12 protein-coding genes and 1 other RNA gene are annotated in these 14,044 nt (G+C 63.9%); all 13 read right to left on the bottom strand.

Features of this window, described 5'->3' with window-relative positions; all coding sequences use genetic code 11:
- Positions 1–2: 2 nt before the first annotated feature.
- The 13 genes from BZL41_RS19405 to rnpB all read right to left on the bottom strand — a co-directional run bounded on the left by BZL41_RS19405 (position 3) and on the right by rnpB (position 14,021).
- On the bottom strand, positions 3–950 hold the full coding sequence (locus BZL41_RS19405) for a D-alanine--D-alanine ligase (RefSeq protein WP_095600812.1): 948 nt from the start codon (positions 948–950) through the stop codon (positions 3–5).
- Entirely contained in the window at positions 947–2,407 is a 1,461-nt protein-coding gene (murC, locus tag BZL41_RS19400; protein ID WP_084336620.1) for a UDP-N-acetylmuramate--L-alanine ligase, read from the bottom strand. The genes BZL41_RS19405 and murC overlap by 4 nt, the downstream gene beginning before the upstream one ends.
- Complete coding sequence (gene murG, locus BZL41_RS19395) at positions 2,400–3,470, bottom strand: undecaprenyldiphospho-muramoylpentapeptide beta-N-acetylglucosaminyltransferase (protein WP_095600811.1); 1,071 nt, start codon at positions 3,468–3,470, stop codon at positions 2,400–2,402. The genes murC and murG overlap by 8 nt, the downstream gene beginning before the upstream one ends.
- Complete coding sequence (gene ftsW / locus BZL41_RS19390; RefSeq protein WP_095600810.1) at positions 3,460–4,683, bottom strand: putative lipid II flippase FtsW; 1,224 nt, start codon at positions 4,681–4,683, stop codon at positions 3,460–3,462. The genes murG and ftsW overlap by 11 nt, the downstream gene beginning before the upstream one ends.
- Positions 4,683–6,029: a UDP-N-acetylmuramoyl-L-alanine--D-glutamate ligase gene (murD, locus tag BZL41_RS19385; protein WP_095600809.1), complete on the bottom strand. Its 1,347-nt coding sequence runs from the start codon at positions 6,027–6,029 to the stop codon at positions 4,683–4,685. The genes ftsW and murD overlap by 1 nt, the downstream gene beginning before the upstream one ends.
- A 7-nt stretch (positions 6,030–6,036) precedes the next feature.
- On the bottom strand, positions 6,037–7,119 hold the full coding sequence (gene mraY, locus BZL41_RS19380) for a phospho-N-acetylmuramoyl-pentapeptide-transferase (RefSeq protein ID WP_084336612.1): 1,083 nt from the start codon (positions 7,117–7,119) through the stop codon (positions 6,037–6,039).
- Positions 7,120–8,487 carry a UDP-N-acetylmuramoyl-tripeptide--D-alanyl-D-alanine ligase gene (gene murF / locus BZL41_RS19375; RefSeq protein WP_095600808.1) on the bottom strand — a complete coding sequence of 456 codons (1,368 nt, stop codon included), beginning with the start codon at positions 8,485–8,487 and terminating at the stop codon, positions 7,120–7,122.
- The gene (locus BZL41_RS19370; RefSeq protein ID WP_095600807.1) at positions 8,480–9,943 is read right to left on the bottom strand and encodes a UDP-N-acetylmuramoyl-L-alanyl-D-glutamate--2,6-diaminopimelate ligase; all 1,464 of its coding nucleotides are present in this window, start codon (positions 9,941–9,943) and stop codon (positions 8,480–8,482) included. Before BZL41_RS19370 ends, murF begins: the two co-directional genes overlap by 8 nt.
- On the bottom strand, positions 9,943–11,673 hold the full coding sequence (locus BZL41_RS19365) for a penicillin-binding protein 2 (protein WP_095600806.1): 1,731 nt from the start codon (positions 11,671–11,673) through the stop codon (positions 9,943–9,945). Before BZL41_RS19365 ends, BZL41_RS19370 begins: the two co-directional genes overlap by 1 nt.
- Positions 11,670–11,963, bottom strand: a complete 294-nt coding sequence (gene ftsL / locus BZL41_RS19360; protein ID WP_095600805.1) for a cell division protein FtsL — start codon at positions 11,961–11,963, stop codon at positions 11,670–11,672. Before ftsL ends, BZL41_RS19365 begins: the two co-directional genes overlap by 4 nt.
- Positions 11,960–12,901, bottom strand: a complete 942-nt coding sequence (gene rsmH, locus BZL41_RS19355) for a 16S rRNA (cytosine(1402)-N(4))-methyltransferase RsmH (protein ID WP_095600804.1) — start codon at positions 12,899–12,901, stop codon at positions 11,960–11,962. The genes ftsL and rsmH overlap by 4 nt, the downstream gene beginning before the upstream one ends.
- Positions 12,902–12,903: 2 nt before the next feature.
- Complete coding sequence (mraZ, locus tag BZL41_RS19350) at positions 12,904–13,359, bottom strand: division/cell wall cluster transcriptional repressor MraZ (RefSeq protein WP_084336600.1); 456 nt, start codon at positions 13,357–13,359, stop codon at positions 12,904–12,906.
- Positions 13,360–13,663: 304 nt separating this feature from the next.
- An RNA gene (gene rnpB, locus BZL41_RS19345) (RNase P RNA component class A) lies at positions 13,664–14,021 on the bottom strand.
- Between the last annotated feature and the right edge of the window lie 23 nt (positions 14,022–14,044).

Here is a 14,044-nt window from a genome sequence, read left to right as displayed (position 1 = left end):
GTTCAGCCCCTCGCCTCGACGCTATCGGCCAGGATCGCCAGCACCAGTTGCTGAAAGTCCAACCCGGCCGCGCGCGCAGCCATGGGGACTAGGCTGTGGTCGGTCATACCGGGAACCGTGTTCACTTCGAGCAGCCAGAATTGGCCGGCGCTGTCCTGCATCACATCGACGCGCGCCCAGCCCTGGGTGCCGACCGCTTCGCAAGCGCGGGCGGTCAGGGTCTTCAACTCGTCTTCCTTGGCCGCATCCAGGCCACAGGGAATCCGGTACTGGGTGTCGGAAGCCAGGTACTTGGCATCGTAGTCGTAGAAGCTGTGCGGCGTACCCAGGCCAATTGGCGGCAACACCTGCCCGCGCAGCATGGCAATGGTGAACTCGGGGCCATTGATCCACTGCTCGACCAGGACTTGGGAATCAAAACTGCTAGCAGCCTGCCAGGCGGCGACCAGCTCTTCCACGCTGGTCACCTTGGCCATGCCGATACTGGAACCTTCATGGGCCGGTTTGACGATCAACGGAAAGCCCAGTTCCGCCGCGGCCGACCGGCAGTCGGATTCATTGGCGAGCACGGCGTGGCGCGGCGTCGGTAGGCCGAGGCTGTGCCACACCTGCTTGGTGCGCAGCTTGTCCATCGCCAGCGCGGAAGCCAGGACGCCGCTGCCGGTATAGGGAATCCCGGCGCATTCCAGCAGTCCCTGCATGCTGCCATCTTCGCCGCCCCGACCATGCAGGACAATGAACGCACGGTCGATCCGCTCGGCCACCAAGCGTTGTAGAAAGTCCTCGCCAACATCGATGCCGAACGCATCCACGCCAGCAGCCTGCAGGGCCTGCAGCACCATGGCGCCGGACTTCAGGGAGACTTCGCGCTCGGCGCTGCGCCCTCCATAGAGCACGGCGACGCGGCCGAAGGCCTTCGGATCGAGGGTGGATTTCAGTTCAGCACTCATTTCGAACTCCTTTCGCCGGCTTCACTGGCGGCGAACAGAGGGCTCTGGATCAGTTGCGGTGCCAGGCCGCCGATGTCGCCGGCCCCTTGGCAGAGCAGGATGTCGCCGGCACGTAGCAGCGGCTTGAGCGTCGGTGCCAGATCGACGCCACGCTCGACGTAGATCGGGTCCAGTTGGCCGCGCTGGCGGATGCTGTGGCACAGATGGCGGCTGTCGGCGCCGGGGATCGGTTCCTCGCCCGCCGGATAGACCTCCATCAGCAACAGGACGTTGGCCTCGCCCAGGACCTGCACGAAGTCGTCGTAGAGATCGCGGGTACGGGTATAGCGATGCGGCTGGTAGACGATCACCAGCCGGCGCTCCGGCCAGCCGCCGCGAACCGCCTTGATCACCGCCGCCACTTCGCGCGGATGGTGCCCGTAGTCGTCCACCAGCATCACGCTACCGCCATCCACCGGCAATTCGCCGTAGACCTGGAAACGCCGGCCCACGCCCTGGAAACCCGACAGCCCCTGGACGATCGCGTCGTCGCTGATGCCTTCGTCGGTGGCGATCGCGATGGTCGCCAGGGCATTGAGCACGTTGTGGTTGCCCGGCATGTTCACCGAGACGTCCAGCGGCTCACGGTCCTTGCGTAGCACGGTGAAATAGGTGCGCATGCCTTCCTGGCGCACGTTGATGGCACGCACGTCGGCGTTCTCGGCGAAGCCGTAGGTCAGGGTCGGACGCGCCACCTGCGGCAGGATTTCGCGCACCACCGGGTCGTCCACGCAGACCACCGCCAGCCCGTAGAACGGCAGATTGTGGAGGAATTCGATGAAGGTCTTCTTCAGCTTGTTGAAGTCGCCTTCATAAGTGCTCATATGGTCCGCATCGATGTTGGTCACCACGGCGACCATCGGCTGCAGATGCAGGAAGCTGGCATCGCTTTCGTCGGCTTCAGCCACCAAATAGCGGCTGGTGCCCAGCTGCGCGTTGGTGCCGGCGGCATTCAGCCGGCCACCGATGACGAAGGTCGGGTCCAGCCCGCCGGCGGCGAACACCGAGGCGATCAAGCTGGTGGTGGTGGTCTTGCCGTGGGTGCCGGCCACCGCTATGCCGTGGCGATAGCGCATCAGTTCGGCGAGCATTTCGGCGCGCGGAACCACGGGAATGCGCCGTGCCAAAGCCGTCGCCACCTCCGGATTGGCGGTATTGATCGCGCTGGAAACCACCAGTACATCGGCCTGTTCGGCATTCTCGGCACGGTGGCCGATGAACACCTGTGCACCGAAACTCTCCAGGCGCTCGGTCACCGCAGAGGCCTTAAGGTCGGAGCCGGAAACCTCGTAGCCGAGGTTGAGCAGCACTTCGGCGATGCCGCACATACCTGCACCGCCGATCCCGACGAAGTGGATGCGACGGATGCGGCGCATGCGCCGGATCTCGGCTTTGGCTGCAGCGGGCGATTTAGCCATTAGCCACCTCCAGGCAGATATCCACCACGCTGCGGGTGGCGTCGGGCTTGGCCAGACGGCGGGCTGTCGTGCCCATGGCCTTGAGTTTTTCCGGTTGCATCAAAACCTCGGTCAGCTGCGCGGCCAGCGTGGCGGCGTCAGTCGTGCGTTGCGGCAGAAGGACAGCGGCGCCCTCCTTCGCCAGATAATCGGCGTTACGGGTCTGGTGGTCGTCGATCGCATGCGGCAACGGCACCAGGAATGACGGCAGCCCGGCGGCGGCCAGTTCGCTGACGGTGAGCGCACCGGCGCGGCAGATCACCAGATCGGCCCAGGCGTAGGCCCGCGCCATATCCTTGATGAAGGGCGCTACCTCAGCCTCGACCCCGGCAGCGCGATAGCGCTCGGCGGTGATCTCGTGGTGCTGCTTGCCGGCCTGATGGAACACCTCGGGACGCAACTCCGCCGGTACTTGGGCCAACGCCTCCGGCAGCAGCTTGTTGAGCGGCTCGGCGCCCAGGCTGCCGCCCAGGATCAGCAGGCGCGGCTTGCGGCCTTGCAACATCTGGCGTGGCGTTTCCAGGAACAGTTCCTCGCGCACCGGATTACCGGTGGTACGGCGCTTGGCTGAGGCGCCGAAGGTTTCCGGGAAGGCCTCGCACACCCGGCTCGAAAGCGGAGCCAAGGCACGATTGGCAGTCCCGGCCACGGCGTTCTGCTCGTGGATGATCAGTGGCACGCCGGCCAGCCGTGCAGCCAGGCCGCCCGGCCCGGTCACGTAGCCGCCCATGCCCAACACACAGACCGGCTGCAATTCGCGCATCACCCGCCGTGCCTGGAACAGCGCCTTGATCAGCTGGAACGGCGCCTTCAGCAGCGACATGATGCCCTTGCCACGCAAGCCGCTGACCTGGATCAGGTGCAACGGCAAGCCGGCCTGGGGGACCAGATCGTTTTCGATACCGCGCGGTGTTCCCAGCCAATGCACGGAATAACCACGCGCCTTGAACTCCTGGGCGCAGGCCAGTGCCGGGAACACATGCCCCCCGGTGCCACCCGCCATGATCAGCACATTAGCGGGCATGGCTCACACCCTCCGTGCCGTCTTCGGGAAAATCTTCTTCGGCAAACTCCACATCCTCTGTCCCCAGCACGGTTCGGCGCTCCCATTCGATACGCAGCAACAGGCCGAGGCTGAGGCAGCAGATCACCAGCGAGCTGCCGCCATAGCTGAGGAACGGCAGGGTCAGGCCCTTGGTGGGCAACAGGCCGATGTTCACACCGATATTGATCAGGAACTGGCCGATCCAGAGGAACGCCAGACCGTAGGCCGTATAGGCGGCGAAAAACTGCTTGGCCTTCTCCGCCCACAACCCGATGTACAAGGCACGCACGCTGACGAAGAGGAACAGACCCAGGGTCGCCAGAGCACCGACCATGCCAAGCTCTTCGGCGAGCACCGCGTAGACGAAGTCGGTATGCGCCTCGGGCAGGTAGAACTGTTTCTGGATACTGTTGCCCAGACCGACGCCGAACCATTCGCCGCGACCAAAGGCGATCAGCGCCTGGGTCAACTGGTAGCCGGAACCGAACTGGTCGGCCCAGGGGTCGGTAAAAGTGATCAGGCGTTGCAGGCGGTACTCCTGGGTTTGCACCAGGACGAACACCGCACCCACGGCCAGCGCCACCATCAGGCTGAAGCGGAACAGGCCGACACCACCGAGAAACAACATGGCTGCGGCCGATCCCATCATGACCACGGTGGCACCGAAGTCGGGCTCCAGCAGCAGCAGGCCGGCCATCGGCAACAGCACGACGAACGGCTTGAAGAATCCGGCCCAGCTTTCGCGCACTTCTTCCTGGCGGCGGACCAGATAACCGGCAAGGTAGAGCACCACGAAAACCTTGGCGATTTCCGAGGGCTGGACGTTGAATGCACCGAAGCCGATCCAGCGCATGGAGCCGTTCACCTCGCGCCCGATATGAGGCACCAGCACCAGCACCAGCAACCCGAAGGCGCCGATCAACAGGACCCAGCCCAGACGCTGCCAGGTGGACAGCGGAATCATCAGCACCAGCCCGCAGACACCGAGTCCGATCACCAAGTAAACCAGGTGGCGGATCATGTGATACAGCGGATTGCCGGACAGCGCGGCAGCCACTTCGGAGGATGCCGAGGTGATCATCACCAGTCCCAGGCCAAGCAGCGCCAGACAACCGGCCAGCAAGGGGAAGTCGACATCCAGGCCGCGACGGCTGAACAGCGGGGACGGGAACGGACGCAGCAGGGACAGCATCAGTGCAACCCCTCCGCAGCCTGGGCGAACAGACGTCCGCGCTCTTCGAAATTCTTGAACATGTCCAGGCTGGCGCAGGCAGGCGACAGCAGCACCGCATCGCCGGACGACGCCAGTTCGGCCGCACTCCGGACAGCCTCGTCGAGCGTTTTCACCCGCACCAGCGGTGCCGATCCGCCCAATGCTTCGGCCAGACGCTCGGCATCGCGGCCGAGCAGCACCACGGCCCGGCAGAAGCGGGCAACCGGTGCACGCAGGGCGGAGAAGTCCGCCCCCTTGCCGTCGCCACCGGCGATCAGCACCAGCTTGCCGGGAATGTCCGCCCCCAGGCCTTCGATGGCGGCCAGCGCCGCACCGACATTGGTGGCCTTGGAGTCGTCGTAGTAATTCACACCGTTGCGCTCGCGCACCCACTGGCAGCGATGCGGCAGGCCGGTGAAGCCACGCAGCGTATCCAGCATCGGCTCGAACGGCAGGCCTACGGCATGGCCAAGAGCCAGCGCAGCCAGGGCATTGGCCTGGTTATGCGCGCCGCGCATTTTCAACTCACGCACCGGCATCAACGCCTGGAACTGGAAGGCCAGGTACTTCTCGCCGTTTTCCTCGATCAGACCGAAGCCCTTGAAGTCCGGCTTTTCCAGGCCGAAAGTCCAACACGGCACCTGATCGGCGATCAGCGGCCGGGACAACGCGTCCTGACGATTCACCACCACCTGACGAGCGCCACGGAAGATACGGTGCTTGGCCAAGTGGTAGGCCTGCAGATCGTCATAGCGGTCCATGTGGTCTTCGCTGACGTTCAGGCAGGTGGCGACCTCGGCATTCATCCGCTCGGTGGTTTCCAACTGGAAGCTCGACAACTCGAGCACGTAGAGCTCCACCGCATCATCCAGCAGGTCCAGCGCCGGCGTGCCCAGGTTGCCACCGACCGCTACCTTGCGCCCTGCTGCCGCGGCCATCTCGCCGACCAGCGTGGTCACGGTGCTCTTGGCGTTGGAGCCGGTGATGGCGACGATCGGTGCCTTGGCATGACGGACGAACAGGTCGATATCGCCGGACATCTTCACGCCCCGCGCCGCGACTTCACGCAGCGTCGGCGTGGCCAGCGCCAGGCCCGGACTGACGTACAGCTCGCCGGCGCGGGACAGGAATTCCACGTCCAGGGCACCGCAGCGAACCTCGACCTGCGGGAACTGCGTCTTGAGGGTGGCCAGTTCCGGCGGATTCTCGCGCGTATCGGCAACGGCAAAGGGCAACCCCTGGCGCGCCAGGAAGCGCACCAGGGACATGCCGCTCTTGCCGAGGCCGACAACGATGCGGAAATGGTCGGAAGCGATCAGGCTCATCTCGTCCTCAACGCAGTTTCAGGGTGGCGAGGCCGATCAGCACCAGGATCACCGTAATGATCCAGAAGCGCACGATCACGCGAGGCTCGGGCCAGCCCTTCAGTTCGAAATGGTGATGAATCGGCGCCATGCGGAACACACGCCGGCCGGTCAGCTTGAACGACGCGACCTGGATCATCACCGACAGGGTTTCCATGACGAACACCCCGCCCATGATGAACAACACGATCTCCTGGCGAACGATCACGGCGATGGTGCCGAGCGCCGCGCCCAGCGCCAGCGCGCCCACGTCCCCCATGAAGACCTGGGCCGGATAGGTGTTGAACCAGAGAAAGCCCAGACCGGCGCCGATCAGCGCGCCGCAGAACACGATCAGCTCGCCGGCACCCGGCACGTAAGGAATCAGCAGATATTCGGCGAACCGCGCGTTGCCGGAGAGATAGCAGAAGATCCCCAGACCGCTGCCCACCATGACGGTCGGCATGATCGCCAGCCCATCCAGGCCATCGGTGAGGTTCACCGCGTTGCTCGAACCGACGATGACGAAATAGGTCAGCACCACGAAGAAAATCCCCAGCGGGATCTCGATGTTTTTCAGCAGCGGCAGGATCAGCGTGGTTTCGATCGGCGTCTGCGCAGTCATATAAAGGAACACTGCCGCGCCGATACCGAACACCGATTGCCAAAAATACTTCCAGCGGCTCGGCAGGCCGCGGGAATTCTTCTCGATCACCTTGCGGTAGTCGTCCACCCAGCCGATGCCACCGAACAGCAGGGTCACGCCCAGCACGACCCAGACATAACGGTTGCTCAAGTCCGCCCACAGCAGGGTGCTGATGGTAATGGCGGACAGGATCAGCGCACCGCCCATGGTCGGCGTACCGGATTTGGACAGGTGCGATTGCGGGCCGTCGTTACGCACCGCCTGGCCGATCTGGCGGATCTGCAGGGTGCGGATCATCCAGGGGCCCAGCCAGAGCGACAGTGCCAGCGCGGTCAGCACTCCCAGAATCCCGCGCAGCGTCAGGTACTGGAAGACCGCGAAGCCTTTGTAGAACTGTTGCAGATACTCTGCCAGCAGCAGCAGCATTTAATGACTCCCCTCGCCGGTACCGCAAAGCGCCGCGACGACTTTTTCCATCGCCGCGCTGCGCGAGCCCTTTATCAAAATGGTGGTGTTCTGGCCCTGTTCGGCGCGTAGCGCCTCGATCAGGGTGGCCTGGTCGGCGAAATGGCGTCCCTGGCTGCCGAATGCCTTCACCGCATGGGCCATCAACGGCCCCACGGCGTAGAGAACATCGACCTTGCCGGCCGCGTAGGCGCCGACCTCGCGGTGTCCCCGCTCGGCCCATTCGCCCAATTCACCCATGTCTCCGAGCACCAGAACGGTGCGCCCGGAAAAACCGGCGAGTATATCAACGGCCGCGCACATGGAGGCGGGGTTGGCGTTGTAGCTGTCGTCGATCACCCGCGTGCCGTCCGGCGCCAACTGCGCTACCGCGCGCCCCTTGACCGGCTGCAGGTTCTCGAGCCCGGAAACGATCCCGACCAGCGGTACGCCCAGCGCATGGGCGGCGGCGGCGGCGGCCAGGGCGTTGGCCACGTTGTGAGCCCCCAGCAGGTTGAGCTGGATACGCGTGATCCCGGCGAGCCCCTGCAGAGTGAACGCCACACAACCACGAGCATCACGAGCCAGCTCGCTGGCACGAAAATCGGCCGAAGCGTCGCCTAGGGAAAAGCTGAGCACCCTGTCGCCCTTGGAGCGGGCCTGCCAAATGGAGAAGGCCTTGTCATCACGGTTGAGCACGGCGGTGCCGCCGCTGCCCAGCCCCTCGAGAATCTCGCCTTTGGCCTGGACGATCTTGTCCGGACCGCCGAACTCACCGACGTGGGCGCTACCGGCGTTGGTGATGATCGCCACCTGGGGCTGGGTAAGGCTGACGGTGTAGGCAATCTCGCCGACCCGATTGGCGCCCAGCTCGATCACCGCCCCCTGATGCTCGGGCGCCAGCTCGAGCAGGGTCAACGGCACACCGAGGTCGTTGTTCAGATTGCCGCGGGTCGCCAGTACCGCTCCCTGGGTGCGCAGGATGCTGGCAAGCATCTCCTTGACGCTGGTCTTGCCGCTGGAACCGGTCACCGCCGCGACCTTGCCGGTGAATGCCTGGCGGTTCAACGCACCGAGCTGACCGAGAGCCATGCGGGTATCGCGCACCACCAATTGCGGCAGCACCACATTCGGCACTTCCCGCTCGACCAGCGCCGCAACGGCGCCCTTCCCGGCGACTTCGCCCAGGTAATCATGGCCATCGAAGCGCGGCCCAGTCAGGGCAATGAACAACTGGCCCTGCTGGATCGCTCTGCTGTCGGTACTCACCGAAGAGAAGCCGACATCATTCCCGACCAGACGGCCGCTGAGCGCGCCGGCGATTTCGCTGAGAAGCAATGGCTTAAGCATGGGCGGCCTCCCAAGCGGCCAGCGCCTGGCTGGCTTCGTTCAGGTCGGAGAATGGCTGACGGACTCCATCGATCTCCTGGTAGTCCTCGTGCCCCTTACCGGCCAGCAATACGACATCGCCTACTTGAGCGGAGGCGATCAGGTGGCCGATGGCTTGGCCGCGCCCGTGCATGAACTCAACGCGTTCCGGCTCACTGAATCCCGCCCGGATGTCGGCCACGATCTGCGCCGGATCTTCGCTGCGCGGATTGTCATCGGTGACCAGCACGGCGTCGGCCAGGCGTTCGGCGACAGCGGCCATCAGCGGACGCTTGCCGCGATCGCGGTCGCCGCCGCAGCCGAACAGGCAAAGCAGGCGTCCGCTCGCATGGGGACGCAAGGCTTCGAGCACTTTTTCCAAGGCATCCGGGGTGTGTGCGTAATCCACCACCACCAGCGGAGCCACTCCGCCACCGAGGCGCTGCACACGACCAGCGGGACCTTGCAGATCGGGCATCACCCGAAGGATTTCGTCCAGCGGATAATCCATGCCCAGCAGGCAACCGACCACCGCCAGCAGATTGCTCAGGTTGAACCGACCGAGCAGCGAGCTGCGCAGAATGCCCTCGCCGCGCGGTGTGATCAGGTCAGCCCGGACGCCATCGTCACTGAAATGAGCATCGCGACAGAACAGGTAAGCGGCCGGATCGGTCAGGCTGTAGGAGATCAGCCGGGAATCGTGATGGCGGCCTGCCAGCTCACGACCGAATGCGTCGTCCAGATTAATCACCCGGCAACTCAGCTCCGGCCAGGCGAACAGCTTGGCCTTCGCGGCAGCATAGGCTTCCATGCTGCCGTGATAATCCAGGTGATCACGGGACAGATTGGTGAATGCAGCGACGTCGAAGGCCAGCGCGGCCACACGGCCTTGATCGAGACCATGGGACGATACTTCCATCGCTACGGCGCGGGCACCGGCCTGCTTGAGCTGCGCCAGGGCCGCTTGCACACCTATCGGGTCAGGGGTCGTGTGCAGGCCGCTTTTCAACTCGCCGTGGAAGCCGCTCCCCAGGGTGCCAATGATTCCGCAACGCTCGCCGAGCCGATCCAGCGCCTGCGCCACAAGCTGGCTGACGCTGGTCTTGCCATTGGTACCGGTGACCCCGACCAACCGTAGCGCACGGCTCGGTTCGCCGTAGAAGCGACCGGCAATGGCCGATAGTTGATCCGCCAGTTCCTTCACCGGCACCAATATCGCGCCGTCCGCCTGCAACGCCGGTGCGCCCTCGGCTTCATAAGCCACGGCTACGGCGCCACGCGCGATGGCATCGCCGATGTGGGCTCGCCCGTCCTGGCGCCCACCCGGGACCGCGAGGAACAGATCGCCCGGGCGCACTTTCCGGCTGTCCAGCGTCAATTCGCGAACCAGCACGGAACCCTCGGCCTGGGGCAACAATTGATTGAGTGGCATGGGCATCAGGTGCGCCCTCCTTTGCCGTCTTTGGCGTCCGCTGTCTGGGTTTCCGCCGGCGGCAGATCGTCAGGGGCTATGTTCATCAAGCGCAACGCACCGGCCATCACCTTGCCGAAAACCGGCGCGGAGACCAGGCCGCCGTAATAGGCGCCATTACTCGGTTCATCGATCATCACCACCACCGCGATACGCGGGTTGGCAATCGGCGCAACGCCGGCGAAGAACGAGCGATAGGCATGCTCGACATAACCTTTGCTGCCAACCGCCGCCTTACGCGCCGTGCCGCTCTTGCCGCCGACGTGATAGCCCGGCACCTTGGCGCGCGCGCCGCCACCACCCGGCTCTTCCACCACCGCCTGCAGCATGCCCAGCACGGTGTGGGCGATTTCCCGGTCGATCACCTGGGTCGGCGCCGGCTTGTTATCCAGACGGACCATGGACAGCGGTACGTTCTGCCCTTGGTTGGCCAGCACCGCATAGGCATGAGCCAATTGCACGGCGGTCACGGAGAGGCCGTAACCGTAGGCCAGGGTCGCCGTCTCGGCCTTCTTCCAGACGCGGTAATTGGGCAGGTTGCCGACGCGCTCGCCAGGGAAGCCTAATCCGGTGTCCTGGCCGAGCCCCGCCTGCTGCATGACCGCATAGATCGGCTCGGCACCGATGTCGAAGGCAATCTTGCTGATCCCTACGTTGCTCGACTTCATCAGGATGCCGGTCAGGTTGAGTACTCCTCCGCGCGATACGTCGCGGATGGTGTAGCGACCGATCTGCAGGCTGCCGGGATAGGTGTCGACAGTCGACTCCGGCTTCCAGCGCCCGGTACCCAGCGCAGCGGCGATGGAGAACGGCTTGACCGTCGAGCCCGGCTCGAACACATCGATCATCGCCCGATTGCGCATCGCCGCCGGCTGCAGGTTGCGACGGTTATTCGGGTTGTAGGTGGGCTGGTTGACCATGGCGAGAATCTCGCCGGTTTTCACGTCGATCATCACCAGACTGGCGGCTTTGGCACCAAATTCCTGCATGGCATTGCGCAGTTCGCGATGAGCCAGGTATTGCAGGCGCAGGTCGATGGACAATGCCAGGGCCTTGCCGGCCTTGGCGTTCTTCACCACCTGTACGTCCTTGATCAAGCGGCCACGACGGTCCTTCAGCACCTGGCGCTTGCCCGGCACACCGGCCAGCCACTCATCGAACGCCAGTTCCATACCCTCGCGCCCGCGGTCGTCGATATCGGTGAAGCCGACCACATGCGCGGTCACTTCGCCAGCCGGGTAGAAACGACGAAACTCCTCGATGGAGTAAACGCCCGGAATTTTCAGATCGAGAATGCTCTGCCCCTTCTCGGGAGTCAGGCCACGGACCAGATACATGAACTCACGCCCGGAATTCTGCTCGAGGCGCTGGGCGAAGGCCGTAGGTTCCTGCCCCAGCGCGGCGGCGAGCCGGGGCCATTGGTCGCGGGCTGCCTGCAATTCCTTGCCGTTGGCCCACAGGGTGATGACCGGGGTACTCACCGCCAAGGGTTCCCCGTTGCGGTCGGTGATCAAGCCACGGTGCGCAGGAATCGGGATGTGCCGCATGCTGCGGGCGTCACCCTGTTCCTTGAGGAAGTCACGGTCCACCACCTGCAAATCGATGATGCGCCAGGCGATCGCCCCGCTCATCAAAGCGAGCAGGGCCAGGACCAGGCGGAAACGCCAAGGGTAGAGCGCGCCCTCCAGCTTGATCATGGCGCCACCATCCGCACTTCGGCGGGCTCGGGAATGCGCATCTTCAGACGCTCGCTCGCCAGCGTCTCGATGCGGTTATGAGCGGTCCAGGTGCTCTGTTCCAGAATCAGCCGACCCCACTCGGCCTGCGCCTTGTCGCGCACGCTCAGCTCCCCGTACAGCGCGTTGAGCAACTGGCGATTCCAATGCGCGCTATAGGAAACCGCAATGGCGGAAAGCAGCACCCCGACGAACAGAAGCAGCAACAGAAAGCTGCCGGCTGGCATGGATTTGGGGAGGACGCGGCTCATCGCAGCTTCTCCGCCACACGCATGACCGCGCTACGCGAGCGCGGATTGGCCTTGGTTTCGGCCTCCGAGGCGTACTGCGGCTTGCCGAGCAACTTCAAGCGGGGAATGAACGCTGCAGGACGGACCGGCAGGTCACGGGGCAGATTGTCCGCCTCGCCCTTGGCCTGGCGACGCATGAACTGCTTGACGATGCGATCTTCCAGGGAATGGAAGCTGATCACCACCAGACGCCCACCGACCTCGAGCGCTTCCAGGGCAGCGGCGAGCCCCTGCTCGAGATCGCCCAACTCGTTGTTGATATGGATACGCAGGCCCTGAAAAGCCCGGGTAGCGGGATTCTTGCCTTTTTCCCAGGCGGGATTCGCAGCACTGAGCACGGCCGCCAGATCGGCGGTACGCTCGAAGGGCTTCTCCGCACGGCGCTGCACCACGGCACGCGCCATGCGTTTGGCGAAGCGTTCTTCGCCGTATTCCTTGAACACCCGGGCAATTTCGTCCTCGCTGGCGCTGGCAATCCAGTCGGCCGCGCTGATACCCCGGCTCGGATCCATACGCATATCCAACGGGCCATCGTTGAGGAAACTGAAGCCGCGCTCCGGATCGTCCAGTTGCGGAGAGGAAACACCGAGGTCGAGCAGAACGCCGGACAGCTTGCCGGACAAACCGCGCGCAGCGACCTCGTCGCCCAGCTCGGCAAAACTGCGTTGCACAATGACGAAGCGGCCGTCTTCGGCCGCCAGTGCTTGCCCCGTCGAGATCGCCAGGGGATCCTTGTCGAAGCCCAACAACCGCCCTCCCGGACCAAGCCGCTCCAAGATCAGCCGGCTATGCCCGCCTCGACCGAAGGTGCCGTCCAGATAGCAGCCGTCCGCGCGCACGGCGAGAGCCTCGACAGCCTCGTCAAGCAATACGGTGATGTGGCGGTAGCCGCTGGTCATAGTCACAGGATCAGATCACGCAATTCATCCGGCAGGCCGCCGGGTTCTTTAATGGCCGCCAGATCCGCTGCTGCCACAGCGTTCCAGGCGTCTTCGTCCCACAGTTGAAACTTGTTCAGTTGACCGACCAGCATCGCCCGCTTGTCGAGACGGGCGTACTCGCGCAAACGCGGCGGCACGAGAAAACGGCCGCTGCCATCCAGCTCGAGGTCAACGGCATTACCGATCAGCAGACGCTGCAAGCGGCGGGTTTCCTCGCGCAGGGACGGCAGCTCGCGAAGCTTGGCTTCGATCAGCTCCCATTCCGGCAACGGATAGACACACAAGCAGGGGTCGACGGCATCGATGGTGACGATGAGCTGCCCGGCACAACGCGAAACGAGCTCGTCACGATACCGGCTCGGCATCGCGAGTCGCCCTTTGGCGTCGAGACTGATGGCGTTAGCTCCGCGAAACACGGCTGCGCTTCCCCACTCTGATTAGCTATCCCTGCCCAAAAAACCCACTTCATGCCACTTCATGCCACTTTCGCACACTATAGGAATGCGCCCACCCCAGCGTCAAGGCGCGCCGAAGCGGAAAAATCCTTACAGGACGGAGATTTAGATAACTTTTGAGGGAATCGGAGCGAATAAAGAAAGTCGTTTTGAGAACAAAAACGAACGCAACCAGAAAGCTAAGCCTGGAACTTAAAGTAAAGTCTGAAGAGTAAGAATTTTTTGGTATAGAAAAGCCGGAGCGGGAAACGCGGGAGAAAGAAAGGAGGAGAGTCGATCTGTAAGCCGGGTTCTGTCGAGGACAGTCATTCCTCTACGACGACCATCACTAGCCGCCTCTAGCAACCTACCCGGATCCAGCGCGGGCCACGCAAGGGATCCCTATTTGGTCTTGCTCCGAGTGGGGTTTACCTAGCCACGCACTGTTGCCAGCCGTGCGGTGCGCTCTTACCGCACCTTTTCACCCTTACCGGCGCCGAAGCGCTTAGGCGGTTATTTTCTGTGGCACTTTCCGTAGGCTCGCGCCTCCCAGGCGTTACCTGGCACTCTGCCCTATGGAGCCCGGACTTTCCTCCCTCCCATTTCGCGGAACGAAATGGAACAGCGACTGTCCGATCGACTCTCCGCCGCCAAGGTTAATGCCGCC

Source organism: Pseudomonas sp. PIC25, from assembly GCF_002286785.1.
Classification (GTDB): Bacteria; Pseudomonadota; Gammaproteobacteria; order Pseudomonadales; family Pseudomonadaceae; genus Pseudomonas_M.
This window is presented reverse-complemented; position numbering and strand designations above follow the sequence as displayed.

Excerpts from the sequence above, each read along its gene's own strand:
- murG (WP_095600811.1), bottom strand. The coding sequence starts at position 3,470 with ATGCCCGCTAATGTGCTGATCATGGCGGGTGGCACCGGGGGGCATGTG.
- rsmH (WP_095600804.1), bottom strand. The coding sequence starts at position 12,901 with ATGACCAGCGGCTACCGCCACATCACCGTATTGCTTGACGAGGCTGTC.
- ftsW (WP_095600810.1), bottom strand. The coding sequence starts at position 4,683 with ATGCTGTCCCTGCTGCGTCCGTTCCCGTCCCCGCTGTTCAGCCGTCGC.
- BZL41_RS19405 (WP_095600812.1), bottom strand. The coding sequence starts at position 950 with ATGAGTGCTGAACTGAAATCCACCCTCGATCCGAAGGCCTTCGGCCGC.
- murD (WP_095600809.1), bottom strand. The coding sequence starts at position 6,029 with ATGAGCCTGATCGCTTCCGACCATTTCCGCATCGTTGTCGGCCTCGGC.
- murC (WP_084336620.1), bottom strand. The coding sequence starts at position 2,407 with ATGGCTAAATCGCCCGCTGCAGCCAAAGCCGAGATCCGGCGCATGCGC.
- murF (WP_095600808.1), bottom strand. The coding sequence starts at position 8,487 with ATGCTTAAGCCATTGCTTCTCAGCGAAATCGCCGGCGCGCTCAGCGGC.
- BZL41_RS19365 (WP_095600806.1), bottom strand. The coding sequence starts at position 11,673 with ATGATCAAGCTGGAGGGCGCGCTCTACCCTTGGCGTTTCCGCCTGGTC.
- BZL41_RS19370 (WP_095600807.1), bottom strand. The coding sequence starts at position 9,943 with ATGCCCATGCCACTCAATCAATTGTTGCCCCAGGCCGAGGGTTCCGTG.
- mraY (WP_084336612.1), bottom strand. The coding sequence starts at position 7,119 with ATGCTGCTGCTGCTGGCAGAGTATCTGCAACAGTTCTACAAAGGCTTC.
- ftsL (WP_095600805.1), bottom strand. The coding sequence starts at position 11,963 with ATGAGCCGCGTCCTCCCCAAATCCATGCCAGCCGGCAGCTTTCTGTTG.